The following is a 25,005-nucleotide window of genomic DNA, read 5'->3' as shown; positions in this document are numbered from 1 at the left end:
TCCCCGGCGACACCGGAGCGCGAGGTGCCGCCGGGGACGGGGACCGGATGGTCCCCCGCCGGCCGTGGGAGAGCGCTTGTGTCCCGTTCCCGGGTGGGGCCGAACCACCCGGGGCGGAAGCGCTCTCTCACGGCGACGTCTTGGGTCCCGCTCCCGCGGGACAGCTAGCGGATCTTGCTCCTCAGGTCCTGGCCGACGGCGGTCAGGAGCGTCCGGGTCGGCACGTCCTTCACCGACTTGGCCTGGGTGAGGTACAGGTCCATGGCGATCCGGGCGACCAGAGGCTGCTTCCGCGCGACAGCGCGTTCCGCGAGCCCGAGTTGCACCTTCATCACCGTGGCCTGCGCCTGGGTGAGCTTCCCGGCGGCACGGAAGCGCTCGACGAGCTTCACCGCCTCCGGGTACGACGTGACGACGGTGAACGGCACCGTGGTCGACGACTTGTTGCCTGCGGCATCCAACGCGGTCGCGGTCAGCTTGTGCGCGCCGAGCCCGAGCACGGCACCGTCGAGCTTCCCGCCGGCCGGCACCGGCTTCCCGTCGATCGCCAACGTGACACCGGCCGGACCGGAGCCCGCATCGGCGGCCTTGGCACTGACCGTCGCGAACGACGCGACCCCGAGCGATCCGCCCGACTCCAGACCGCTCACTGTCGCGGTCGGCGCCGTACGGTCGATCTTCACCGTCACCGACACAGGCTCCGACACATTGCCGGCGGTGTCCGAGGCTCGCACCTGCAGCGTGTGCGTGCCATCAGCTGAGAAGGTCACCGGAGCTGTGTACTCGGACCAGTTGCCGTCGCCGACCTTCTGCTCCAGGTACGTCTGACCACCTTGGTCATCGGTCCCGAGAGCGGTGGCAACCACCGGATCGATCCACCAACCGGCTTGTCCCGAAGGAGCCGACGGGTTCAGCGACAGCGCCACCGTCGGCGCGGTCGTGTCCCGAACCAGCTTGAAGTAGTCGAAGCGAGCCGTCTTCGACGCCGCCTGATCCACCCCGAACGCATAGACCCCGAACTTCGCCCCGGTCGCCAGCGCAGCGTTCGCCACCGACTGCATCGCCGTCCAGGTCACGCCGTCCGAGCTGTAGGACCCTGTGAAGCTCGATCCCTTCTTGGCCAGCCGGAACCACCACACACCCTGGGTCGCCCCGGCACCAGGCTGCGGCTGCTGCAGGACGTCGCCGACCTCACTTCGCAGTTCCAGACCCCGCGCGACCGTAGAACCCGGCGGGTTCGTCGTCAGGTAGTCCAGCTTCACGTAGTTGGCGTCGTCCTTGTAGACCATCAGTCCGGCCTGCTGGAACGCCTCGTCGAACGTCGACGCATCGACCTTCGTCTCGATCGTCCAGTCGCCGTCCGGCGCCGGCTGCAGCATCAGGTTCTTCGGGTTCGTCGCCGTCCCCTGGTAGATGTCGCCCTTGCTGGTGTCGATCTCGAGCTTGTCCCCGGTCACCCGGTACGCCGCCGGGTCCGGCCGGACGACGTCCGACCAGCGGCACGCGTCGAGCGTCGTACCGGTGAACTCGTCGTCCGGTGCCGGCTGCTCGGCGGTGTCGTCCGGCGTCAGCTGGAAGTAGTCGAACGACGCGGTGATCGGCAGTGCTTCGGTCCGGTTCGCCAGCCCGAAGACGCCGATCCGCGGGTTCGTGATCCCGGCCAGCTGCTTGGTCTCCGGCATCTCGGTGAAGGTCGCACCATCCGCCGAGTACGCCGCCTTCAGGTTCGCGCCGTCGGACGTGAACCGCACCCACACCGTGTCCGGGTACGCCGCACCCAGGCTGGCCGTGTTCGACCCGGTGACCTCGTTCGGTGCGCCGTTCTCCTCGCGAATGAACTGGAAGATCCGATCGGCGGCCGACGGCGCACCGGTGGACCGGCCTTGGATCACCATCTTCGCGTAGTTGTCGTCGTCGCCGTAAAGCAACAGACCTGCCTGCTGGTAGGCCAACCGCGCCGGGAACGTCAGCTTGGTGGTCGCCTGCCACGGGCCCGCCGGCAGCGGCTGCAGCACGAGGTTCGGAGTGCCGGTGTTGCCGGTTCCGTAGATGTCCGTTGCGGTCAACGGGATCGACAGCTTGCCGTCGGCAACCGAGAGCTCCTGGTTGCCACGGACAACCGACGACCAGCGGCTGGTGTTCAGCGCGGTGCCGTCGAATCCGTCGGACCGTCCGGTCAGACAGGTCGGCAGCGACGGCGAGTCCACCGTCACCACGACCTTCGCCGTACCGGCTGCTCCTCGGGCGTCCGTGACGGTCGCGACCGCGGTATGCGTCCCGGCCGTCGTGTAGGTGTGACTGACCGAGGCTCCGGTCGCCGTACCACCATCACCGAAGCTCCACGTGTAGGTGAGCGGCAGATCGCCTTCCGGATCGGTCGCAGCCGCCGTGAAGTCGACCTTCAGCGGCGCCTTGCCCTGCGTGGTCGAAGCCTCGACAGTCACCGCCGGGCGCTCGTTGTCCGTGACGCCCTTGCCGATGAACTTCACCCAGTTGACGTTGAGCTGCCCGGTCGTCTTGACGAAGTACAGCGGGCCGCTCGCCAGCGACGCACCACTCACCGACGCGGTGAAGTTGCCGTACGTCTGCCAGCCGCCGGTCGGCGTGACCTGAATGGTCGCGATCACCGGACCGTCGGTCGGCGACCCCTGCCGCACCTGCACGGTAGCGCCGAGGTCCGGCGATGCAGCCCGCAGCTGGATCTGATTGATGTTGGTCAGGTTGGTGGGCTTCCAGCCCCACCAGTCGCCGTCCTCGATGAAGCCGATGTTCTTGCCGCCACCGGCAGTGTCACCGGTGTCCTCGACCTGTACGCCGCCGCTCGCGCCCGGACCGCCGGTCTCACTGAAGAACTCGGCCTCGCGCGTCTTCGGCTGCAACTGCAGGATCTTCTGCGTGGTGATCCGGCCGGTGCCCGGCGCGCCCTTGTCGGTGTAGGTCACCTTGACGACGCCGAAGATGTTCGCGCCGACATGGCCCTGGTCACCCGGCAACGGGAACGTGCCCGCACAACCGTGGTACTGCTCGTAGTCGTGCGCGTGCTCGTCATGGCCGAGCCCCGGCTGGGTGACGACGTCGTTGCAGTCGATCGTCCCGTCCTCGGGATCGGTGACCGTCACCTTGTAGCGGATCGTGTCGCCGAACTCGAAGAACCCGCCGTCGACCGGCGCCTCGATCGTGATCGTCGGTGCGGTGTTGCCGGCCGTGATCGTCTTGTTCGAGACTGCGGTCCGCCCGTCCGAGTCCGTCACCGTCAACCGCGCCGTGAAGACGCCCGCGGCCGTGTACGTGTACGACGGCTTGGGATCGGTGCTGTCCGTCGTACCGTCACCGTTGAAGTCCCAGGCCAGTGTGATCGGCTGCCCGTCCGGATCGCGCGACCCGGTGGAGTCGAAGGCAACTGTCAGCGGTATCGGCCCGGAGGTCTTGTCCGTCGAGAACTGGGCGAGCGGAGCCCGGTTCCCTTGCACGTAGTCGATGCGGTAGAGCCCGGAGTCGGCGTTGTTACCGCCGAACCCGCTCCCCCACTCGATGACGTACAGAGCACCGTCCGGTCCGAACTGCAGCGCGTGCGGCCGGATGAAGTTCAGCTTCTCCAGCATCCGCGACACGTCGCTGACACCGGTCCGCTCGTCGTTCAGCTGGAGCGAGAACAGCCGGCTGTCGTTCCAGTCGGCGAAGACAGCCTTCCCGTCGAAGTACGCCGGCCACTTGCGGTCCGAAGTACTGGCGGCGTCGAACTGGTAGGCACCACTCGTCATCGGCGCGCCGCTGCCGCCGATCTCCGGGACGCCGGTGGTGGATTTGCCCATCCACAGCGAGGCCGGGATTGCTGCCGGCAACTGGTTGATCCCGGTGTTGTTCGGCGAGTTGTTGACTGGCGCGTTGCAATTGAAGGTCGCGCCCGACGTACCGGTCGCGAAGTCGTAGTCGTTGTACGGCGTGTTGGCGCCGACACAGTACGGCCAGCCGTAGAAGCCGGGCTTGTCGAGGACGTTCCACTCGACCCGGCCGTCCGGTCCGCGCGTGGGCGAGACCTGACCGGCGTCCGGACCGTAGTCGGCGACGAAGAGGTGGTTGGTGGTCGGGTCGATGCCGATCCGGAACGGGTTGCGGAAGCCCATCGCATAGATCTCCGGCCGGGTCTTCGCGGTCCCAGGGGCGAACAGGTTGCCGGTGGGGATCGTGTAGCTGCCGTCGGCCTCCGGGTGGATCCGCAGCACCTTGCCGTTCAGGGCGTTGCTGTTCGCGGCGCTGCCCTGGGAGTCCCAGGCCGCGCGGCCGGCGCGCTCGTCGAGCGGCGAGTAGCCGTCGGAGTCGAACGGGTTCCGGTTGTCGCCGGTGGCGACGAAGAGGTTGCCGTTGCCATCGAACTCGAGGGCACCGCCGGCGTGACAGCACTGGTCGCGCTGCGTGTCGATGCGCAGGACCTGCTTCTCGCTGGCGAGGTCCAAAGTGTCACCAGTCACCTTGAACCGCGAGACGCGGTCGTGCGGATCCGCCGCGGCCGGCGAGTAGTAGAGATAGATGAAGCCGTTGCTGTCAAAGGCCGGGTCGAGGGCGATCCCGAGCAGACCGAACTCCTGACCGGTGTAGACGTTCAGCGTCGCCGCGGTCACCACGCTGCCGTCGGTCTTGACGATCTTCACGGCGCCGTTGCGGTCGATGTAGAAGACCCGGCCGTCCTTCGCGATCGTCAGCTCCATCGGGTTCGACGTGTTGTCGTCGAGCGTGACCTTCTGGTAGCTGTCGCTCAGCGAGGCGCCGCAGTCGGCCGGCTGCACACCGGCGGCGGTCTTGATCCCGCCCAGCAGGACCTTCTGGAACGCCGGGTCGGCAAACGACTCGATCGTGTGCCCCATGCCCGTGTACCAGGCGCGGCCGCCGTCGTAGTCCTGGCACCACGTGATCGGGTGCTCGACGCCCATGTTCCCGCCGCTGTACGTCGATTCGTCCAGCGACTCGAGCACGTGGACGGTGCCGCGGGGGTTGGTCTTGTAGTTGTACCACTCGTCGGTCCGCGTCCACCTGGTCGGCGCCTCGGCCGTCGACGGGTGCGCGTGGTCCTCGGTCTTCACGGTCGCCGTCGGCGTACCGGCGGGGTGGCTGTCGAAGTAGCTGCCGACGAGCTTGCCGTACCACGGCCAGTCGTACTCGGTGTCGGAGGCCGCATGAATACCGGCGTACCCGCCGCCACCGCGGATGTAGCGCTCGAACGCCGCCTGCTGGTCGGCGTTGAGGACGTCACCGGTCGTGGACAGCCAGATCACGACCTCGTACTTGGCCAGCTCGGTGTCGTTGAACAGCGAGGCGTCCTCGGTCGCGGTGACCGTGAAGTTGTTGCCGGCAGCAAGATCCTTCACGGCCTGGATGCCGGCCGGGATCGAGTCGTGCCGGAAACCGGCGGTCTTGCTGAAGATCAGGGCGTTGAAGGTCTCGTCACCGTGGCCCGGATGGGCCTGGGCGGGTAAGGGGGCCAGTAACGCCCCGAGCAGGGCGAGCACGAGAGCACACACAGCGGTGCCGTGCCTGCGTAGCTGGATCATGCGGAGCTCCTCATGGGTCGGATAAGGTGCGCGCTCCATCGATTCCCGTGCTCTGCCCTGCGCGGGATGTGGGTACTGCTACTGCTACGCGATCAGCGAACGCCGAGCAGGTGCTCCATCGCCAGCTGATCGAGCTTCTCGAACCCGAGACCACGCTCGGCCAGCGCCTCCCGGTCGTACGTCTGAGCCCGGAGATCGGCCAGTGACTCACCCTCGGCCAGGGTGGGCTCGGCCAGCTCCGGCACGCGCGCCGCGGCCAGCGCCTCGGCAACCTCCGGGTCGGCCCGGAACGCGGCCACCTTCTCCTTGAGGATCAGGTAGTTGCGCATACAGCCCCGAGCGGTCTCCCAGACGCCTTCCTCGTCCTCGGTGCGCGGCGGCTTGTAGTCGAAGTGCACGTAGCCGTCGTAGCCGGGCTGGCCTTCGCCGCCCTGCAGGACGTCGACGGTCCAGAACGCCTCGCGCAGGTTGCCGGCGCCGAAGCGCAGGTCCTGGTCGAACCGCGGACCGTGCTGCCCGTTGAGGTCGATGTGGTACAGCTTCCCGTGCCACAGCGCCTGGGCGATCCCGTGCGCGTAGTTCAGGCCGGCCATCTGCTCGTGCCCGATCTCCGGGTTGATGCCGACCAGTTCGGGGTCCGCGAGATCGTTGATGAACGAGATCGCGTGCCCGATCGTCGGCAGCAGGATGTCACCGCGGGGCTCGTTCGGCTTCGGTTCGAGTGCGAACCGGATGTTGTAGCCCTGCTCGCGGACGTACGCGCACAGGATGTCCATCGACTCCTTGTACCGGTCCAGCGCGGACCGGACGTTCTTCGAGCCGCCGGACTCCGCGCCCTCCCGACCACCCCACAGCACGTACGTCGAGGCGCCGAGCTCGGCGGCCAGGTCGACGTTGCGGAGGATCTTGGCCAGCGCGTACCGCCGGACCTGGCGGTCGTTGGCGGTCAGGCCGCCGTCCTTGAAGACCGGGTGGCTGAACAGGTTCGTGGTCGCCATCTCGACCACGATGCCGGTGTCGGCCAGGGCCTTGGTGAAGCGTTCCAGCGTCTGGGTCCGGGTCTTGTCGTCCGAGACCAGGTCGTCGTCGTGGAACGAGATCGCGGCCGCGCCGAGCTCCGCGAGCTTCTCCACGGTGTGGACCGGGTCCAGCGCGGGACGGACCGCCGTACCGAAGACGTCGACGCCTTCCCAGCCGACCGTCCAGAGACCGAACGAGAACTTGTCGTCTCTCGAAGGGGTATATGCGTTCATGCGGGAATCTCCTGCCATTGTCGGGACACCGAACTGGCCTCCACCGCGGCCAGCACACGCTGGACTCGCAGGCCGTCCGCGAACGACGGCGCCGGATCGACGCCATCGGCGATCGCGGTGACCAGGTCGACGACTTGATGGGTGAATCCGTGCTCGTAGCCGAGCAGGTGGCCGGGCGGCCACCACGCCTCGACGTACGGGTGGGTGGGCTCGGTCGCGAGGATCCGGCGGAAGCCGGCCGTGCGGGAGTCCTCGCCGGCGTCGTAGAAGTGCAGGACGTTCATGTCCTCGAAGTCGAACGCGAGGCTGCCCGCACTGCCATTGATCTCGATCCGGATCGCATTCTTCCGGCCGGTCGCGAACCGGGTCGCCTCGAATACGCCGAGGGCGCCGGAGGCGAACTTCGCCAGGAAGACGGCCGCGTCGTCGACGGTGACCGGTCCGCGCTCGGCGCCCGCCGTACCGGACAGGCCGGAGTGCTCGGCGGCGATCGGGCGCTCCTTGACGAAGGTCTCGAGCTGACCGCTCACCTCGGCGATGGTGTCACCGGTGATGAACTGGGTCAGGTCGATGATGTGCGCGCCGATGTCACCGAGCGCGCCGGAGCCGGCCTTGTCCTTGTCGAGGCGCCACGACAGCGGCGCCTCCGGGTCGGCGATCCAGTCCTGCAGGTACTGCGCGCGGACGTGCCGGATGGTTCCGAGCTTGCCCTCGGCCACCAGTTGCCGGGCCAGTGCGATCGCCGGCACGCGGCGGTAGGTGAAGCCGACCATCGACCGGACGCCCTTGGCTGCGGCTTGTGCAGCAGCCTCGGTCATGGCTTCGGCCTCGGCGACCGTGTTGGCCAGCGGCTTCTCGCAGAGCACGTGCTTGCCGGCTTCGAGGGCCGCGATCGCGATCTCCGCGTGGCTGTCGCCCGGCGTACAGATGTCGATCAGCTGGACGTCGTCACGAGTGAGCAGCTTGCGCCAGTCGGTCTCGGTCTCCTGCCAGCCGAGCTTGGTCGCGGAGGCCTGTACGGCGTCAGCGTTCCGGCCGCAGAGTACGTTCATCGTGGGGTTGATCGGCAGGTCGAAGAACCGTGGTGCGCTTCGCCAGGCTTGCGAGTGGGCGGCGCCCATGAACGCATAGCCGATCAACCCGATACCCAAATTTGTCATGTGTCAGCTTTCGAAGGCAGTAGGCAGGTACTGGTCGACGTTGTCCTTGGTGACGACCGGCGCGAACAGCTGGACCTTGCGCGGCACCTCGACCTCCACCAGGTCGCCGAGGGCCTTCTTCTGGACCAGCAGCCGGGCCAGCCGGACACCGTCGGCGCCCTGCGTGGACGGGTAGACGACGGTGGCCTTGACCAGCGACGTCCCGCTCTTGATGTCGCGCATGACGTTCGCGGAGCCGGCGCCGCCGACCAGGAAGAAGTCCTTGCGGTTGGAGTTCTTGATCGCCGCCATCACGCCGACACCCTGGTCGTCGTCGTGGTTCCAGATCGCGTCGATCTTCGGCGCCGCCTGCAACAGGTTGGCGGCCGCCTTCTCACCGGACTCGACGGTGAACTCCGCCGCGACCCGGTTGTTCACCTTCAGGCCGCAGTCGGCCAGCGCCGTCTTGAATCCCTTGCTGCGGTCCTGAGTCAACGGCAGCGAGTCGATCCCGGCGATCTCGGCGACGATCGCGTCCTTCTTGTCCTTCAGCTGGCTGCACACGTACGTCCCGGCGGAGACGCCCATGCCGTAGTTGTCGCCCAGCACGGTGGTCCGGGAGGCGTCCGGGTTGTCGAACTCGCGGTCGACGTTGACGACCGTGATCCCGGCCTCCATCGCCTTGGTGGCCACCGCGGTCAGCGCGGCGCCGTCGAAGGGCAGCAGCACGATCGCGTCGACCTTCTGGTTGATGAAGGTCTCCACCTGGCTGATCTGCAGGTTCACATCGTTGGTGCCTTCGGCAACGATCAGCTCGACGTCGGAGTACTTCTTCGCCTCGGCCTGGGTGGCCTTGGTGATCGCACCCATCCAGCCGTGGTCGGCGGCGGGCGCGGAGAAGCCGATCTTGACCTTCTTGCCGGGCTCGTCGTTCTTGCCGGCCGCCGCGGCCTGCGGTGCCGGGTTGTCGTTCGTCTCGGCCTTCGGGGTGTTGCTGGTACACGCGGCCAAGGCGAGGACTCCGAGTCCGGCAATGGCGATCGTACGGGCGGAACGGGACATCTTTGTCTCCTTGGCTATGAACCGGTGGTGCGACTCGCCAGCCGCTGCTGGAGCAGGACCGCGATCACGATGATCAGGCCCTTCGCGACGGACTGGGCGGAGATGCTCAGGTTGTTGAGGGTGAAGACGTTGTTCAGGGTGGTGAAGATCAGCACGCCGAACACCGTGCCGACGATCGTGCCGCGGCCACCGGACAGCAGCGTGCCGCCGATCACCACCGCCGCGATCGCGTCGAGTTCGTACAGCTGACCGTGGGTCGCGCTCCCCGTCGTCGTGCGCGCCATCAGCATCACCGCGGCGATGCCGCAGCACAGACCGGCCAGCACGTACAGCGCCACCGTGTGCCGCTGCACCTTGATGCCCGCCAGCCGGGCCGCCTCGGCGTTCCCGCCGACGGCGAAGGTCCGCCGGCCGAACGTGGTCCGATTGAGGACGATCCACCCCGCCGCGGCGACCAGCAGGAAGATCCAGACCAGCACCGGTACGCCGATCAGCGAGCCGCCGAAGAAGTCGACGAACGAGTGGTCGGTGATGATCTGGGTCCGGCGGTCGGAGATGATCTCGGCCAGACCGCGCGCCGCCGCGAGCATCGCCAGCGTCGCGATGAACGGGACGATCTTGCCGTAGGCAACCAGTAGGCCGTTCACCAGTCCGCAGGCGGCGCCGACCACGAGCGCCGTGCTGACCATGAAGATCCAGTGATAGTCGGTAGCGAGTTGCTGGGTCGCCAGCGTGGTCGCCCACACCGAGGACAGGGCGACCAGGGCCCCGACCGACAAGTCGATACCGCCACCGGTGATGACGAACGTCATTCCGACGCTGACGACGCCGATGACCGCCGCGAGCCGCAGGATCGTCAGCACGTTGGGTCCGGTCGCGAACGTGTCCCCCGCGGTCACCGCCCCGACGATGCACAGCACGACGAGAGCGACCACCAGGCCGAGGTTCCGGCCGATTCCAGTGCTCAGCAGACTCGTCGAACGGGGCGCCGTCGGCGGGACGACCGTTGCCTGAGTCGATGCTGTTGTGTCCGAAGGTGCCTCACTCACACTGAACTTCCCTCCATCACCAGGTCGAGGACCTGGTGTTCGTCAATGTCTTGCGCGGGCCCCGTGTGGACGGCTCGCCCCTCCCGCAGTACGACGACCCGGTCGGCCAGACCGAGCACTTCTTCGACCTCGCTGGAGACCAGCACGATCGCGACGCCACTGGCGGCCAGCGTGCGGACCAGGGCGTAGATCTCGGAGCGGGCGCCGACGTCGACACCGCGCGTGGGCTCGTCGAGCAGCAGCACCCGGCACTCCCGCAGCAGCCAGCGGGCGAGCACGACCTTCTGCTGGTTGCCGCCGGACAGGTTGCGTACGGGCTGATCGACACCGGGCGGACGAACGTCGAGCGACTCGGCGAGCTTGGTGGCGGCCGCTCGCTCGGCGTGGTTGTTCAGGAAGCCAGCGCTGGCGAAGCGCTGCATCGTCGAGACGGTGATGTTCTTGTAGACGGCTTCGTCCAGGAGCAGTGCCTGGCTCTTGCGCTCCTCCGGGGCCAGCCCGACTCCGGCCTTCACGGCCGACTGGACCCAGCCGGGGCGCAGCACGGTGCCGTCCACCCGGACCGAGCCGGTGGCCGCTCGGCGCGCGCCGTACACGGTCTCGAGGACTTCGGAGCGGCCGGAGCCGACGAGGCCGGCCAGGCCGAGGATCTCCCCGGCGCGGACGCTGAAGCTGATCTCGGCGAACTCGCCGGGGCGGGACAGGTCGGTCACCTCGAGGACAACCGGGGCAGTGCTCAGGATCTCCGCGCGGGGCGGGAAGACGTACTCGATCGAGCGACCGGTCATCAGCCGGATCAGCTCGTTGGTCGGCGTCTCGCGGGCATCCAGACCGGTCGCGACGGTCGCGCCGTCCTTCAGCACGGTGACGCGGTCGCCGATCTCGCGGATCTCCTCGAGCCGGTGCGAGATGTAGACCACGGCCACGCCGCGAGCGGTCAGTCCGCGGATCACGCGGAAGAGGTTCGCGACCTCTTCGGGATCGAGGACCGCCGAGGGCTCGTCCATCACGATCAGGCGGGCATCCCTGGACAGCGCTCTCGCCATGCTCACGACCTGCTGCCCGGCGGCCGGCAGGGAGCCGACTTCACGCCGTACCGGGATCTCGCCGTGGCCAAGGCCCTGGAGGATCTCGCGGGCCCGGTCGGCCGCCTCGTGGCGACGGCTGAAGCCGAACCGGGCCGGCTCGTGGCCGAGGAAGATGTTCTCGGCCACGGACAGACCGGGGACGAGGTCGAGTTCTTGGTAGATCGCGGCGATCCCGCGCTGGATCGAGTCCGTCGGGCTGTTCAGCTGGACCTCGTCGCCGTTGATCCGGATCGTGCCGGCGTCGGGCTGGTGGGCACCGGTCAGCACCCGGATCAGGGTCGACTTGCCGGCGCCGTTCTGGCCGAGCAGGCAGTGCACCTCACCCGCGCGGACGTCGAGGTCGACGCCGTCCAGGGCGCGCACGCCGGGGAACTCCTTGACGATCCCGGTCATGGTGAGGAGAGCAGTTGCGGTTCCCGCACCGGCTGGCGGCAGTGGGGTGACCTGACTCATGGGGCCTCCGGACCTGGACTGAGGAGCGTAGGGAGCGAAGCGACTGGAGCGACGAGGGAAGGGACGGAGTCACAGCCCCATGAGCCGCGGCGCGGAGCGTCGCAATGTGTACAGCTCATGGGGTGACTCCTGATTCGACGCGGCCGATCATGGTGGGGTCGACGAAGACCTGGTCGAGCGCGATCTGCGCACCACCCCGTACGGCGGCGGCGAAGCCGAGCTCGGAGCGGACTACGCGGCAGCCGCCGCCGTCCGGTGCGATCACGCGATCGCGGAGTGCTTGTTCGAGCGGCTCCTTCAGCCAGGGGCCGAGGGCCGCGAAGTACCCGCCGAGTACGAGGACGTCGGGGTTCAGGATGTTGACCAGGATCGCGCCGCCGATGCCCAACCAGGCACCGACGTCCTTGAGTGCGGCCAGGGTGCGGGCGTCACCGTCCTCGGCGCGCTGGGTGATCGCGGCCAGCCGCTGCTCGACATCCAGCGTCGGGTTCCGGACCGGGTCGTCCTGCTCTGTTGCCTGATGCAACAAAGCGCTCAGGCCGACGACGGTCTCCCAGCAGCCGGTGCGACCGCAGCCGCAGACATGGCCGGGCGGGGCGACCGGCATGTGCCCGACCTCACCGCTGAAGCCGTGGCCGCCGCGGAGCAGGTGCCCGTTCGACACGACGCCGCCACCGACACCGACGGCGCCGGTCAGCAGCACCAGGTCCTGAACCGGCTTGCCGTCCTGGGCCGGCGTGTCCTCGTGACGCAGCTCCGAGTAGGCCGCGAGCGCCGCGAGGTTGGCCTCGTTGTCGATCAGCAACGGGTACGAACCGCCGCCGAGCCGCTCGCGCATCTCGGCGGCGACCTGCAGCTCGCCCCAGCCGAGGTTCGGCGCGAGGCTGAGATCGCCAGTGTCGCTGCGCACCAGACCGGGGACGGCCAACGCGACACCGGCGAGCTGGCCGGAGCGCGCTTCCACCGCGACCAGGGCTTCCCGGACCAGGTCGGCCAGCCGGTCGAGCGTCGTACCGGGATCGAGGTGGGCGACGTCGACGGGGACGCGGCGCTCGAAGACTGTATCGCCGGAGAGGTCGAGTGCGGTGATCGCGAGGTAGTCGACGTTGATCTCGGCGCCGACACCGCAGACGCCGCTGCCGTCGAGCTCGACGAGTTGGCCGGGCCGGCCGAGTGCGCGAGTGGAGTCGGCGGAGCCTTCGCGAAGCAGACCGCGCTCGACGAGCTCGGCGACCAGGCTGCTCACGGTCGCCTTGTTCAAGCCGGTGTCGGCAGCGATCCGGGCCCGGGACTTCGGGCCTGATTCGCGGACGTGGCGCAGGACGACTGAAAGGTTGTTGCGGCGCAGCGACACGTGGTCGGCGGCGACCGCGCGATCGCCGGGACGGCGTCCGTCAGTCAGTGCCATGCCGCCCTCCCCCACGCCCAGTTGTGAGCCCCATCACAGACTTTGTCTGTTGAACCAACAAACTAAGTTTCCGCGAAGTTCGCGTCAAGGGGTTGTCACGATCGATTTTTTGCAACACTCTGTTCGCAATTTGCTACTCTCCGCCCCTTTTGGAGACCTCGATGAAGCTCTCCCGACGTACCCTGCTCGCTTCGGCCGCCGCGACTGCCGCCGCCGGATCCCTTCCACAGTTCAGTTATGCGGCCAGTCCGCCCGGTGATGTCGTCGGCAAAGTGACTGTCGGCTACCAGGGTTGGTTCGCTTGCCCTGGCGACGGCGCGCCCATCAACGGCTGGTGGCACTGGAGTAACAACTGGGGTCAGCCGCCATCCCCCGGTAACACCGCGATCGTCAGCTGGCCGGACGTGCGCGAGTACAGCGCGACGTACCAAACGGCGTACTCGAATCTCGGGAATGGACAGCCGGCGCGACTGTTCTCGTCGTACGACCAGCAGACGGTGAACACGCACTTCCAGTGGATGCAGCAGAACGGCTGCGACACGGTCGCCCTGCAGCGGTTCAACCCGACCGGCGGCGAGGGACCGACCCGGGACGCGATGGCGGTCAAGGTGCGCCAGGCCGCGGAACAGTACGGGCGCAAGTTCTACATCATGTACGACGCCACCGACTGGACGAACATGCAGTCGGAGATGAAGACCGACTGGATCAACAAGATGCGCACGTACACGTCGTCGTCGGCGTACGCGTATCAGAACGGCAAGCCGGTCGTCTGCATCTGGGGCTTCGGCTTCAACGAGGCCAACAAGGCCTGGCCGGCGTCGGTCTGCCTGGATGTCGTGAACTGGTTCAAGTCCCAGGGCTGCTACGTGATCGGCGGCGTACCGACGCATTGGCTGCCTGGTAACGAGGATTCACGTCCCGGGTATCTCGAGGTCTACCACGCGTTCAACATGTTGTCGCCGTGGATGGTCGGCCGGATCAGCGACATCGCGGGCGCGGATCACTACTACAACAACGTGAATCAACAGGACCAGGCCGACTGCAACGCGCACGGGATCGACTATCAGCCGTGCGTGATTCCGGGCGATCTGTCGTCGGGACACCGCCGGCACGGCGACCTGATGTGGCGGCAGTTCTACAACCTGACGCGGGTCGGCGTACAGGGTCTCTACATCTCGATGTTCGACGAGTACAACGAGGGCAACCAGATCGCGAAGACCGCGGAGAGCGCCGCCTGGGTTCCGGCCGGATCGGGGATCCGCGCCCTCGACGAGGACGGTACGGCGTGCACGTCGGACTACTACCTGCGGTTGACGAACGACGGCGGGCGGATGTTCAAAGGCCAGGCACCGTTGACGGCAACCCGGCCGACGGTGCCGTGGCCCGCTCAGGGCGGCAGCGGCGTGATCTTCTACGAACACGTCGACTACCTGGGCGCGGCCGGCGCAATGCTTGCTAAGGGCAACTACACTCGGGCGCAACTGGTGGCCGCCGGGGTGCAGGACAACTGGGCGTCGTCGGTGCGGGTGCCGGCCGGCTGGACCGTCACGATCTACGCCGAGGACAACTTCGGCGGCCAGAGCTGGGTCCGGACCGCCGATACGCCGAACTTCACCACGCTGTCCCCGAACGCCAACGACCAGTTGACGTCGGTGCGGATCACCTAGAACAGTTCCAGGCTGTCCTCGGCCGCGGTGATGACCGGGTTCTCCAGGTACAACCGGCAGGCGATCGCATGCCCGGCGCAGGTGAGCAGCGCCGGGCCTGCGGCGTCGACGACGCGGTAGGCGACCGGGTGCTCGCAGCGCTCGACCGCGCCCTCGTTCGGCCGGTTGCAGCCGAGGATGTGGCAGCTGACGGTCTCCCCGACGTTCATCAGCGTGAGGCCGTGCTCGGGGCAGACACCCCAGCCGACGCCGCAGGTCTCGCCGTCGTTCGCGGCCAGGCGGACCAGGCTGCCGGCGGTCTCTTCGAGCCTGCCCGCGAGCATCCGGAAGGTGCTCGCGGCCTGGTCGAGTTCACGGCGGAACTCGCGCAGGGCAACGGATTCCGGCATCCCGCGGGTGGCGGCGTCGAGGTTCTCGGACAGCGCCATCGCGGCGACCGCGATCTCGTCGACGCGGACCGGCGTACTGAACTCGCCGAGCGGTGGCACCTCGACACGGGCGATCGGCCGCTCCGACCAGTGCGCGCTCTCCGGGGCGGCTGCCTCGGGTTGCCCGTTCGCTTGGTCGTTCGGCCGGCCGTTCGGTTGGCTGTTCGTTGCCGGGTGGCCGTTGGTCGCTGTGCCGGTCTTACCGTTCTTGCTCCGGTCCGTCGTGCCTTCCGTTTCGTCAGCCTCATCGGCTGGGTTCGCCGGAAGCCGGCTGTCCTGTGCTGTCCGCCCGTTCATAGAGCCTCACTCGTCAAGTGCCTGGCTTGCGCCATCCCCGCCCCCTGGAAGTGCCCCTAGGTGTGCACCGGGCCGATCGTCCCACGTCATCGTCGCTTCAACCAGAGGAAATCACCGAGCGTCACCCACCGCTCTTCCTCCTTTGCACACCGCAACGAACGCGGTGTCTTCCCCAGGCCCTTTCTGGTGCCCACCGCGGGCCCGGGGCAATCACATCCAGGAGATTCCTCAACGCTGCTTTAACATTTCCGCACGCAGGGTGAGGGAGACCGGACAGTCCGGTGACATCGGGTGCCGATGATCAGCTCAGTCGCTCCCGGAAGAACTCGATCGTGCGGGCGCGGGCGCGGAAGGCCGAGTTGGGTGGGTTCTCCTGGATCTCGCGCGTCAGCACCGAGTGCGCGGACCGGCCGTAGCCGTCCGGGTTGCCAGGTCCGGAGTCGAGCTCGATCACCTCGAAGGCCTCCCCCAGCTCGGCACGCAGCGTAGTGAAACGGTCGGTCGGCGCCATCCGGTCGTTGCTGAAGCGCAGACCGAGGACACAGAGGCCGTCGGTCTGGGTGCGCTCTTTGACGATTACAAGCTCGCGGCGAGACAGCCCGGGGTCTCGGCGCAGCTTCGCGGTCAGCGGGAGCGGAACCGACGGCTGGCTCAGAACCGGTGCCCGCACCACCTCGTCGACCGCGGTCGCGAGCCCGAAGCCGCCGGTGAAGCACATGCCGATCACGCCTACGCCCCGGCCGGGGGTGCGGGCGGCGAGATCTGCCGCTACCGCCCGGAGGTACTGGGTGATCGGGCGTTCCGCGTCGGCCGCGAACGCCCGGAACTCTTTCGAGACACAGAGCCGAGACAGCGTGTTCAGAACGTAGAGAGCGGTCTCGGGCTTTCCCGGCGTACCGAAGGGTGAGGCGATGACCACGGTGAAGCCCGCGTCTACCAGGTGTTCGGCGTACCCGAGGACCTCCGGGGTGAGACCGGGGATCTCCGGGATCACGAGGATGCCCGGGCCGGCACCCTTCTCGAAGCAGTCGTAGGTCAGCCCGGCGCCGGTGAACGGCGCGCGCCGCCAACCGGCCTCCTCGGGACTCGTTGCCATGTCAACTCCCTGCATCGATGTAACACCTAGGTCGAAAGGCTTGAGGTCGGTCGTGCTGGGCAGTGCACTGAGACGACCTACTCCCGCCCCCGAGGAAGTGCCCATGCTCCGTCCTGTCACCCTACTCACCGGCGCCGCGCTGATACTCACCGCAGCCACCGCCGTCGGACCGGCCCAGGCCACGCCGGACGAACGGACTGTCAGCTACCACGGGTACCAGGTCGCCGTACCGAAGTCGTGGCAGGTCGTCGACCTGACCAAGGACCCGTCGGCCTGTGTGCGCTTCGACCGCCCGGCGGTCTATCTCGGCCGGCCCGCCGAGCAGCAGAACTGCCCGGCCCACCTGGCCGGACGCACCGCCGGTCTGATCCTGGAACCGCTCTCCGGCTCCGCTCCCCGTGCTGCCGCGGTCGCAGCATCCACGAGTACGGCGGTCGCCGCGGCACCGTCGGTCGATCACCAGATCCAGGTCGGCGTCGAGGAGGCCGGCGTACTGGTGACGGCTGTGCATGGTGCTTCCGAGGAGGGCGTCGTACGTCAGATCCTCGGCCGCGGACGCGTCACCTCGAAGGCCGCCGGCGCTCAACTCGTCCGGCCGAAGGCAGCCGCGATGGCGCCCGCCGCATCGATTGTTGCCCCCGGCACCATGATCAACCAGCAGGCGTTCGACCAGTGCACCGCGCCGTCGCTCGGTGCGATGAACGCTTGGAAGGCGTCGCCGTTCAAGGCCGTCGGCATTTACATCAGCGGCTCGTCGCGGTCCTGCACGCAAGCGAATCTGACCGCGTCCTGGGTCGCGTCGAACGCCGCCAACGGCTGGTCGTTCATCCCGATCGACGTCGGCTATCAGGCACCGTGCGGCAGCCGGAACCCGAAGATGTCCTTCGACCTCGGCACCGCCCGCAGCCAGGGCGCAAGCTCCGCGAACGTCTCGGCCGACGCGGCGAGCGCGCTCGGGATCGGCCCGGGGAGCGCTCTCTACTCCGACGTCGAGGCGTACACGAGCACCGTCGCGTGCCGCGACGCGATCATGTCCTACATCTCCGGCTGGACCGAGACCCTGCACTCCCGCGGCTACCTCAGCGGCGTCTACAGCAGCGCCGGCTCCGGCGGCCGCGACCTCGCCAACTCCGCCGGTGACAGCCGCTGGCTGATGCCCGACCACCTCTGGTTCGCGTGGTGGAACGGCGCCGCCGACACCAACGGTGGTCAGTACATCCCGGCCGGCCTCTGGACCAACCACCAGCGTCTGCACCAGTACAAGGGCGACCACAACGAGACCTGGGGCGGCGTCACGATCAACATCGACAGCAACTTCCTCGACGTCGCCGGCAACCCGCCGCCCCCGATGACGGACGGCGTCTACCGGATCAAGGCCGAGGTCGGCGGCTTCGACCTCGACGTCCAGGACTGCCAGTCCCAGAACGGCGCCAACATCCGCATGTGGGACCGCATCCTCACCAGCCCCTGCCAGCAGTGGCACGTCGTCCGCACCACCGGCAACACCTTCAAGATCGTCGACGGCAACACCGGCAAACCCCTCCAGGTCTCCGGCTGCTCCACCGCCGACACCGCCCCCGTCGACCTCTCCGACGACGTCAGCGCCGACTGCCAGACCTGGACCATCGAACCCATCACCGCCGGCGCCTACAAGATCATCGGCACCGGCTCCGGCAAGTCCCTCGACGTAGCCGGCTGCTCCGCCGATCGCGGCGCCGACGTCATCATCTGGCCCTTCCACGGCGGCTCCTGCCAGCGCTGGTACTTCACCGCGGTCTGACCGTGTGTGCGGCCGCGATCCCGGCCATCCGCCGGGATCGCGGACCACAGCCTCACCGCGGGTTCTTGTCCTTCGCGCACAGCGCCGCCAGCAGCCCGAAGGGGCCGAGCACGAAGTACTGCGGGTGGTACACGTTCTTGCGGCGGGCCACGCGTTCAGCCCAGACACCGCAGCGCCACCAGAAACCGATGATCAGGGCTGTGCCGACGGCGCCCAGCGCCCAAGCGAGGACGCCGTCGACCGCTCGGACTGCGAAGCTCTCGACGACCAGCGCACCGATGATGAGTGCTATCTCGACCCACATGGCCCATGGCTTCCGGGCTGTGGCGTTCTGCGTTGTAGACATCTCCGGGTCCATCGCCCAGCGCACCCTGTTCGTTACAGACCCTCAAAATTGCACGTTTTGTCATCGGAGTCATAAAGCGGCGTGGACCGAAATGCTGTAATACTCCGCCTACTGACACTCTGAGACCCTTGGGGGGGTCCCCTTGAAGTTCCGCCCTGCCCACTTGCTGCGTGTAGGTGTTCCCGCGGCCCTGGTCGCCGGCTCGCTCGTCGTGCTGACCAGCTCCTCCGGCTCCGCCGCCGAGCCCGGCCCGTACCGGCCGAAGTTCACGTCCCACCAGCAGCTTGCGAAGAAGGCCGAGTTCGAACCGAACACGGTCATGGTCAAGTTCAAGCCGAACGCGACCAAGTCCGCCCGCAAGGCGGCGCTGACGAAGTTCCGCGCGACCAGCGAGCAGCCCCTGACCGACGATCTCGTCAAGATCACCGGCACCGCGTCCGCGCCCGAGCTGCTGAAGAAGGCGAAGGCCGACCCGACGGTTGCGCTCGCCTCGCTCAACTACAAGCGCCACATCGACGCCGTACCGAACGACGAGTACTACGGCACCGACCAGAAGGCGTACCTGAACACGATCCGGATGCCGCAGGCCTGGGACCTGGCCAAGTCGACCGGTAGCCAGATCGTCGCCGTCCTGGACACCGGCGTCGACGCCGGCCACCCGGACCTCGTCGGTCACCTGGTCGCCGGCGTCAACACCACCTCCCCGAACCGCGGCCCGATCGACGACAACGGGCACGGCACCATGACGCTCGGCATCATCGCCGCCGGCGCCAACAACGGAGCCGGTGTCGCGGGCATCGGCTGGAACGTCAAGGCCATGCCGGTCAAGGTCCTGTCGGCTGACGGCAGCGGCTACGACCTGGACATCGCCGAGGGCATCGACTGGGCGACCGCCCACGGCGCCAAGGTGATCAACATGTCGCTCGGTGGCCCGGGTGACAACGAGGTTCTGCACGACGCCGTGAAGCGCGCCGCCGCCAAGGGCGTCGTGATCGTCGCCGCGGCCGGCAACGACGGCAACAACGTGCTGCACTACCCGTCCGCCTACCCGGAGGTCATCTCCGTCGGCGCGACCGACGCCGCGGGCGCCCTGACCAGCTTCAGCCAGTACGGCGACTCGGTCGACGTGGCCGCTCCGGGCTGGGACATCCTCAGCACCGGCGTGCGCTCGATGACGCCGTCCGGCTACGAGCCCTACTGGTACTGCACCGGCACGTCGTGCTCGTCCCCGATCGTCGCCGGTATCGCGGCGCTGGTCCGGAACAAGTGGCCGTCGTACACGTCCGCGCAGGTGACCGCCCGGATCAAGAACCTGGCCCGGGACGCCGGCCCGCGCGGCACCGACCCGTACTACGGCGCCGGTATCGTCGACGCGTACGCCGCCCTCGGCGGCAAGTGGACGACCGACTTCGCCCAGGGTCCCGTGGACAGCGACGACCAGCCGGCTCGGGCTACCGCGATCACGACCTCCGGCACCGGCGCCACCCCGCTCGAGGGTGACGTCGACTGGTACAAGGTGAGCGGTGGAACCGCGCGCCGGATCCGGGTTTCCGTCACCGGCCCGAAGTTCGACGAGTCGACTCGCACCACCAACTTCGCTCCGCGCGTCCAGGTCTACAACGCGGATCTGGGCGCGCTCGCCCTGTCCGAGAAGGCCTACCCGGACCTCGATGGCGCCGGTAACCCGATCTGGGCGCCGTTGACGGCAACGGTCGAGACCATGGTTCCGGACGGCGATGTCTACATCGCGGTGCGCAACGCCAACGGCTCCCGCGACGTCCGGACCTACAGCGTGTCGGTCGGCACCGGCACGAACAGCCTCGGCGAGCTGGGCAAGTCGTACCCGGTGCGGGACGCGCTGCCGAAGGACCAGTCGGCTGGTCAGGCACTGACCACGAAGCCGTCGATCACCTTCACGACCGCCCTGAACGCGGTGACGGTCAACACGTCGACGGTCCAGCTGCTGAACAACAAGACCGGCGCTGTCGTCGCGAGCACGGTCGGCTACGACGCCGACACCAAGACCGCGGTCATCACGCCGGCCGCGCCGCTGCTGGACAACACGCCGTACCGGATCGTGGTGAGCGGCGTCCAGGAGGCCAGCGAGGGCATCACGCTGGAGCCGTTCAGCAGTGGGTTCTCGACGGTGAACACGGATCCGCAGCCGGTCGAAGGGTTCGACGCCAGCGGTTCGTTCCTGAAGGCGAACCTGACCTGGAAGATCAAGCCGACCACCGACATCGACCAGGTCATCGTGCGCCGGTTCAACGGCACGTCGGTGCCGACGCTGACGACCGGGACCCTGGTGTACGCGGGGACGGCCTCGAGCCTGCAGAACACGGGCCTGGCGCAGGGAACGACGTATACGTACGCCGCCTGGGTCAAGGACCGCACCGGCAAGGTCAGCGCGCGGAACTCGTCGCAGCTCAAGGGGATGAAGTCGGGGATCTCTACGACGTCGACGAAGCTGAACATCGGCGGGTCGATCACGCTCAAGGGCAGCACGCTGGGGATCGACGGCAAGGCGTACCCGACGTTGCCGATGAGCATCTACTCGCGGCCGGCGAACGGGACGACGTTCAAGCTGCTGACGACGCTGGGGTCGTCGTCGACGGGGACGGTCAGCTACACGTTCAAGCCGGGGTACTCGGCGGTGTACATGCTGACGTTCGCCGGGAACGGTGACCTGATGGGGACGCGGACCAACGACATCACGGTGCTGGTCACGCCGACCATCTCGTCGACGCTGTCGCCGTCGACGGTCAAGCTGGGTTCGACCACGAAGCTCAGTGGTGTCGTGAACCCGGCGCACTCGGGCAAGTCGGTGCAATTGCAGCGGCTGGTCGGGAAGACGTGGACTGCGGCGGGCTCGGCGAAGCTCAGCACCACGGGTGCCTACGCGTTCGGGATCAAGCCGCCGTACAAGGGGAAGATCGCCTACCGGGTGTACTTCCCGAGCGACGGTGACCACACGCTGGCCTACAGCGCGATCCGGACGCTGACGATCACCTGATCATCAGCTGACATGTGTGCCCCGGTCGATTGCGGCCGGGGCACACGCATGTCGGGCGGACTCCAGCCACTCACCAACCCGCTGGGAGGCGGGGTTGCCGGCTCGACTTGAGCGTGGCGGGGTGGGTGCTCGTGAGGTTGGTGAGTGTTGGCGGTCCGCCGGGCGCCCAAGCCCGGGACCGGGGGCGCTGGGTCAGGGGGCATAGTGCTGGACGGCGCCGCCGCGCGAGAGGTCGACCAGGGTGTGGGCCAGAGAGCGGGCGTCGGCCAGTACTTCGGCGAGGTCGAGGTTGGCGAGTTGGCGGTTGCGGACTACTACCTCGCCGGCGACCAGGACTGTGTGGACGTCGGAGGCTCGGACGGAGTAGACGAGGGCTGCTCGGGGGTCGTGGAGGGGCTGGTTGTGTGGGGCGGAGAGGTCGAGGAGGGCGATGTCTGCTTGACGGCCTGGTTCTAGGGCGCCGAGGGTGTCGGGGCGGTTGGCTGCGGCGGCGCTGTGGCGGGTGGCCAGGCGGAGGATGTCGGAGAGGGGCATCGATTCCGCGTTGTTTTGCTGGTGTTTCTGGGTGAGAGCCAGCAGGCGGAGGGACTCCCAGACGTCGAGGGTGTTGTGGACGGCGGCGCCGTCGGTACCAATGCCGGTGCGGATGCCGATCGCGTGGAGTTGCTCGATCGGCGTGCCGTTGCCCATGGCAAGCTTCAGGTAGACCTTGGGGCAGGTGGCGACGGTGGTGCGGTCGGCGTGACGGGCGAGGATCGGGAAGTCGGTGTCGCGGAGGCCGCAGGCGTGGGCGATGAGGGCGCCGGCGTCGAGGATACCGGTGCGGTCGAGGATCTCGATCGGGGTGGCGCCGTGTTTGTCCAGTGTGGCTTGGGTTTCGGCGTCGGTCTCGGCGGCGTGCAGGTGGACGCGGAAGCCCTCGGCGCGGGCGAGGTCCGCCGTACGGCGGAGGTCTTCTTCCGAGACTGTGTACGTCGCGTGCGGGCCGAAACTCGCGGTGATCCGCGGATGGATCGTGGCGAGGTCGCGGGTCGTGGCGATGGCGGCGTCGATGCCTTCCGGGCCGGCGGAGGAGAAGTACGTCGGGGCGAGGTCGGCACGGATGCCGGACTCGATGGCGGCCTGGGCGATCTGGTCGGCGTGGAAGTAGTGGTCGACGAAGGTGGTCACGCCGGCGAGGAGCATCTCAGCGCAGGCCAGGCGGGCGCCGACGCGGACGCGCTCCGGCGTGAGGTTGACCTCCATCGGCCAGATGCGCTGGTTGAACCAGTCGTTGATGGAGAGATCCTCCGCGGCGCCGCGCATCATCACCATCGGGCTGTGCGTATGCGAGTTGATCAGCCCGGGCACGGCGAGCAGCCCAGTGCCGTCAATCACCTCAACCCTGGCGGTCGAGTCGAGCGGGGGCGTGCCGGCGGAGTGGGCGGTGGTGTCGGCCGACGGCGTGCCGACGGAGGCCGCCGTTGTCGCGGGCGGGGGTGTGCCGGTGGGGACTATGGCGGTGATGACGGCGTTGGCGACGTGGATGTCCTGGGCCTCGTGTACTTGGCACTCCCCTGTTTCGGGGACGATCAGGACGTCGACGTTGCGGATCAGCGACTGCCCCATACCGGAGCCTCTCACGGGTGGCGGCCGGCGAGGACGCAGAACTCGTTGCCTTCGAGGTCGGCGAGAACGACCCAGGTCACGTCGGGGCCCTGGCCGACGTCTACGTGGCGGGCGCCGAGGGCGAGGAGGCGCTCGACCTCTTCGGCTTGGTTGCGGTCGGTGGGATTGACGTCGAGGTGGATCCGGTTCTTGACGGTTTTGCCTTCCGGGACTGGCCCGAAGGTCAGGACCGGCGGCACCGGGCCGGGGTGCTTGCGGCCGTCAGCGGCCGCCGGGGAACCGATGGTGATCGCACCGTCCTCGTCGATCAGTTGCACCTCGTAGTCGAGGACCGCGCACCAGAATTCGGACAGGGCGCGGGGGTCGGCGCAGTCGATCGCCAGCTCGGTGAGCTTGCTCGCCATGTCGGAACCTCCTGGTGGTGGTGGAGTGCGGCAGCGGACATTTTGCCATCGAACCCATGGGAACAAGTGTTCGAATCTCGGGTATGGTGGGTCGCATGGGTGCTGATCTTCAGGGCTCGTTGCTGGATGCGTTCGAGGATCCTGGGTTGGGATCGCTGGACGGAATCACACGGGCGGAGCTTGGGCAGGGCGCTTGGGTCGACGTGCTTCCGGGCTGGTTGAGCGGAGCAGACCAGGTGTTCGAGCGGCTGGTGCGCGAGGTGCCGTGGTATGCGGAGAAGCGGCAGATGTACGACCGGGTGGTGGATGTGCCGCGGTTGCTGTGTTTTTACGAGGAGAGCCAGGATCTGCCGCTGCCGATTTTGGATGAGGCTCGGGATGCTCTGAGCGAGCACTACGGCGAGGAGCTTGGTGAGCCGTTCCGGACGGCTGGATTGTGCTACTACCGCGATGGGCGGGACAGCGTTGCGTGGCACGGCGACCGGATCGGTCGCGGGAATCACGAGGACACGATGGTGGCGATCCTTTCTGTGGGTGAGCCGCGGGTGCTGGCACTGCGTCCGCGGCCCGGTGGTCTGAGTAGGCCGGTGAGTTCGGCGCTGCGGTATCCGCTTGGGCACGGCGATTTGATCGTGATGGGCGGTTCCTGTCAGCGGACCTGGGAGCACGCCATCCCGAAGGCCAGCGGTCGGGTTGGGCCGCGGATCAGCATTCAGTTCCGGCCCCGCGGAGTCCGCTGAGCCGGCCACTGCTCGTGGCTACTGACGAGCCAGGGCGGCCGGGTCCAGTTGCATCCGATACGGCTCCTCGATGGTGGCGGGGGCTCCCCCACGCGCTGTAAGCGTCTGGCGGTACCTGCCGTTCCTGAGCTTGGAGGCGATCAGGTGCGGCTGATCCTCCAGCTCGAGGCGCCAGTAGTGCTCGATACCGCCTTCGGCGTAGAGCTGGGGTTTGATGATCCGGTCCTGCGGCTGAGTGTGCGGTGAGACGATCTCCACCGCTAGCAGCACGGAGGCACTCTGGCAGCGGGTGGCGTCGGTGGCCGTGGCAGCTTGGTCGATCACCACGAGGTCCGGCGCTGCCAGCCGACCGCCGGGGAACTCGAGGTTGATGACGGCGAGAACCTCGTAGGGCGTCTGAGCCGCTTGAACCGCCGCATCCAGCAGGTTGGCGAGCCGGCGTGACGCACGCTGATGAACGGATCCATCGAGGGCCGGGGTCACGGTCAGGACACCGGGGGTCAGGAGTTCGTAGCGGGTGTGGTTGCCGTCGTCAGGCAGTGCTTCGACGTCTTCGATCGTCCACTGGCCGGTGGTCCACGAAAGCGATGCTCATCGATCGATCCTCCACCTCAAGATGCTCGAGTCA

The 25,005-nt window shown here is 67.9% G+C and carries 17 protein-coding genes; 4 read left to right on the top strand and 13 right to left on the bottom strand.

The features are described from left to right. Positions 1-164: 164 nt before the first annotated feature. The 7 genes from ABZS29_RS18920 to ABZS29_RS18890 form a co-directional block, all read right to left on the bottom strand. Entirely contained in the window at positions 165-5,546 is a 5,382-nt protein-coding gene (locus ABZS29_RS18920) for a ThuA domain-containing protein (RefSeq protein ID WP_355463536.1), read from the bottom strand. A 92-nt stretch (positions 5,547-5,638) separates the two neighbouring features. Beyond that, positions 5,639-6,799, bottom strand: coding sequence for a xylose isomerase (gene xylA / locus ABZS29_RS18915; RefSeq protein ID WP_355463535.1), 1,161 nt, complete (start codon positions 6,797-6,799; stop codon positions 5,639-5,641). Continuing rightward, a complete protein-coding gene (locus ABZS29_RS18910; protein ID WP_355463534.1) occupies positions 6,796-7,959 on the bottom strand; it encodes a Gfo/Idh/MocA family oxidoreductase in 1,164 nt (387 codons plus the stop codon). Before ABZS29_RS18910 ends, xylA begins: the two co-directional genes overlap by 4 nt. A gap of 3 nt (positions 7,960-7,962) precedes the next feature. Beyond that, positions 7,963-9,000, bottom strand: a complete 1,038-nt coding sequence (locus tag ABZS29_RS18905; RefSeq protein WP_355463533.1) for a substrate-binding domain-containing protein — start codon at positions 8,998-9,000, stop codon at positions 7,963-7,965. A gap of 14 nt (positions 9,001-9,014) precedes the next feature. Beyond that, positions 9,015-10,049, bottom strand: coding sequence for an ABC transporter permease (locus ABZS29_RS18900; protein ID WP_355463532.1), 1,035 nt, complete (start codon positions 10,047-10,049; stop codon positions 9,015-9,017). After that, the gene (locus ABZS29_RS18895) at positions 10,046-11,590 is read right to left on the bottom strand and encodes a sugar ABC transporter ATP-binding protein (RefSeq protein WP_355463531.1); all 1,545 of its coding nucleotides are present in this window, start codon (positions 11,588-11,590) and stop codon (positions 10,046-10,048) included. The genes ABZS29_RS18900 and ABZS29_RS18895 overlap by 4 nt, the downstream gene beginning before the upstream one ends. 115 nt (positions 11,591-11,705) lie before the next feature. Further along, positions 11,706-12,998, bottom strand: a complete 1,293-nt coding sequence (locus ABZS29_RS18890; protein ID WP_355463530.1) for an ROK family transcriptional regulator — start codon at positions 12,996-12,998, stop codon at positions 11,706-11,708. Positions 12,999-13,159: 161 nt separating this feature from the next. Here ABZS29_RS18890 and ABZS29_RS18885 point away from each other — a divergent pair, with 161 nt between their 5' ends. Beyond that, positions 13,160-14,665, top strand: a complete 1,506-nt coding sequence (locus ABZS29_RS18885) for a glycoside hydrolase family 71/99-like protein (protein WP_355463529.1) — start codon at positions 13,160-13,162, stop codon at positions 14,663-14,665. On the opposite strand, the gene ABZS29_RS18880 is transcribed toward ABZS29_RS18885, so the two are convergent. Together ABZS29_RS18880 and ABZS29_RS18875 are read right to left on the bottom strand one after the other, a co-directional pair. After that, positions 14,662-15,390, bottom strand: a complete 729-nt coding sequence (locus ABZS29_RS18880; RefSeq protein WP_355463528.1) for a hypothetical protein — start codon at positions 15,388-15,390, stop codon at positions 14,662-14,664. The two genes, ABZS29_RS18885 and ABZS29_RS18880, sit on opposite strands and share 4 nt — an antisense overlap. A gap of 301 nt (positions 15,391-15,691) precedes the next feature. After that, positions 15,692-16,486 carry a dienelactone hydrolase family protein gene (locus tag ABZS29_RS18875; RefSeq protein ID WP_355463527.1) on the bottom strand — a complete coding sequence of 265 codons (795 nt, stop codon included), beginning with the start codon at positions 16,484-16,486 and terminating at the stop codon, positions 15,692-15,694. 103 nt (positions 16,487-16,589) lie between these two features. Here ABZS29_RS18875 and ABZS29_RS18870 point away from each other — a divergent pair, with 103 nt between their 5' ends. After that, a complete protein-coding gene (locus ABZS29_RS18870) occupies positions 16,590-18,266 on the top strand; it encodes a glycoside hydrolase domain-containing protein (protein WP_355463526.1) in 1,677 nt (558 codons plus the stop codon). A 52-nt stretch (positions 18,267-18,318) separates the two neighbouring features. Here the strand turns inward: ABZS29_RS18870 and ABZS29_RS18865 are convergent, their stop codons facing one another. Beyond that, positions 18,319-18,612 carry a hypothetical protein gene (locus ABZS29_RS18865; RefSeq protein ID WP_355463525.1) on the bottom strand — a complete coding sequence of 98 codons (294 nt, stop codon included), beginning with the start codon at positions 18,610-18,612 and terminating at the stop codon, positions 18,319-18,321. 163 nt (positions 18,613-18,775) lie between these two features. Between ABZS29_RS18865 and ABZS29_RS18860 the strand changes: the two genes are divergently transcribed. After that, a complete protein-coding gene (locus ABZS29_RS18860) occupies positions 18,776-21,625 on the top strand; it encodes a S8 family serine peptidase (RefSeq protein ID WP_355463524.1) in 2,850 nt (949 codons plus the stop codon). Between the two features lie 192 nt (positions 21,626-21,817). Here ABZS29_RS18860 and ABZS29_RS18855 read toward each other — a convergent pair whose 3' ends face one another. Together ABZS29_RS18855 and ABZS29_RS18850 are read right to left on the bottom strand one after the other, a co-directional pair. Beyond that, positions 21,818-23,233 carry an amidohydrolase gene (locus ABZS29_RS18855; RefSeq protein ID WP_355463523.1) on the bottom strand — a complete coding sequence of 472 codons (1,416 nt, stop codon included), beginning with the start codon at positions 23,231-23,233 and terminating at the stop codon, positions 21,818-21,820. Positions 23,234-23,244: 11 nt separating this feature from the next. Next, positions 23,245-23,637 (bottom strand): VOC family protein, encoded by a 393-nt coding sequence (locus ABZS29_RS18850; RefSeq protein ID WP_355463522.1) that lies wholly within the window; start codon positions 23,635-23,637, stop codon positions 23,245-23,247. A gap of 95 nt (positions 23,638-23,732) precedes the next feature. Here ABZS29_RS18850 and ABZS29_RS18845 point away from each other — a divergent pair, with 95 nt between their 5' ends. Further along, positions 23,733-24,377, top strand: coding sequence for an alpha-ketoglutarate-dependent dioxygenase AlkB (locus tag ABZS29_RS18845; RefSeq protein WP_355463521.1), 645 nt, complete (start codon positions 23,733-23,735; stop codon positions 24,375-24,377). An 18-nt stretch (positions 24,378-24,395) separates the two neighbouring features. On the opposite strand, the gene ABZS29_RS18840 is transcribed toward ABZS29_RS18845, so the two are convergent. After that, a complete protein-coding gene (locus tag ABZS29_RS18840; RefSeq protein WP_355464403.1) occupies positions 24,396-24,935 on the bottom strand; it encodes a Uma2 family endonuclease in 540 nt (179 codons plus the stop codon). Positions 24,936-25,005 lie beyond the last annotated feature (70 nt).

The organism is Kribbella sp. NPDC005582, assembly GCF_040605415.1.
Lineage (GTDB): Bacteria > Actinomycetota > Actinomycetes > Propionibacteriales > Kribbellaceae > Kribbella.
Note: the sequence above shows the minus strand (reverse complement) of the source record. Positions and strands in the feature narration are given on the sequence as shown.

Bases quoted from the DNA above. Each gene is read 5' to 3' on its own strand.
- ABZS29_RS18875 (WP_355463527.1), bottom strand. From the start codon at position 16,486: ATGGCAACGAGTCCCGAGGAGGCCGGTTGGCGGCGCGCGCCGTTCACC.
- ABZS29_RS18905 (WP_355463533.1), bottom strand. From the start codon at position 9,000: ATGTCCCGTTCCGCCCGTACGATCGCCATTGCCGGACTCGGAGTCCTC.
- ABZS29_RS18920 (WP_355463536.1), bottom strand. From the start codon at position 5,546: ATGATCCAGCTACGCAGGCACGGCACCGCTGTGTGTGCTCTCGTGCTC.
- ABZS29_RS18855 (WP_355463523.1), bottom strand. From the start codon at position 23,233: ATGGGGCAGTCGCTGATCCGCAACGTCGACGTCCTGATCGTCCCCGAA.
- ABZS29_RS18885 (WP_355463529.1), top strand. From the start codon at position 13,160: ATGAAGCTCTCCCGACGTACCCTGCTCGCTTCGGCCGCCGCGACTGCC.
- ABZS29_RS18850 (WP_355463522.1), bottom strand. From the start codon at position 23,637: ATGGCGAGCAAGCTCACCGAGCTGGCGATCGACTGCGCCGACCCCCGC.
- ABZS29_RS18910 (WP_355463534.1), bottom strand. From the start codon at position 7,959: ATGACAAATTTGGGTATCGGGTTGATCGGCTATGCGTTCATGGGCGCC.
- ABZS29_RS18895 (WP_355463531.1), bottom strand. From the start codon at position 11,590: ATGAGTCAGGTCACCCCACTGCCGCCAGCCGGTGCGGGAACCGCAACT.
- ABZS29_RS18865 (WP_355463525.1), bottom strand. From the start codon at position 18,612: ATGTCTACAACGCAGAACGCCACAGCCCGGAAGCCATGGGCCATGTGG.
- ABZS29_RS18880 (WP_355463528.1), bottom strand. From the start codon at position 15,390: ATGAACGGGCGGACAGCACAGGACAGCCGGCTTCCGGCGAACCCAGCC.
- ABZS29_RS18890 (WP_355463530.1), bottom strand. From the start codon at position 12,998: ATGGCACTGACTGACGGACGCCGTCCCGGCGATCGCGCGGTCGCCGCC.
- ABZS29_RS18870 (WP_355463526.1), top strand. From the start codon at position 16,590: ATGCTCCGTCCTGTCACCCTACTCACCGGCGCCGCGCTGATACTCACC.
- ABZS29_RS18845 (WP_355463521.1), top strand. From the start codon at position 23,733: ATGGGTGCTGATCTTCAGGGCTCGTTGCTGGATGCGTTCGAGGATCCT.
- xylA (WP_355463535.1), bottom strand. From the start codon at position 6,799: ATGAACGCATATACCCCTTCGAGAGACGACAAGTTCTCGTTCGGTCTC.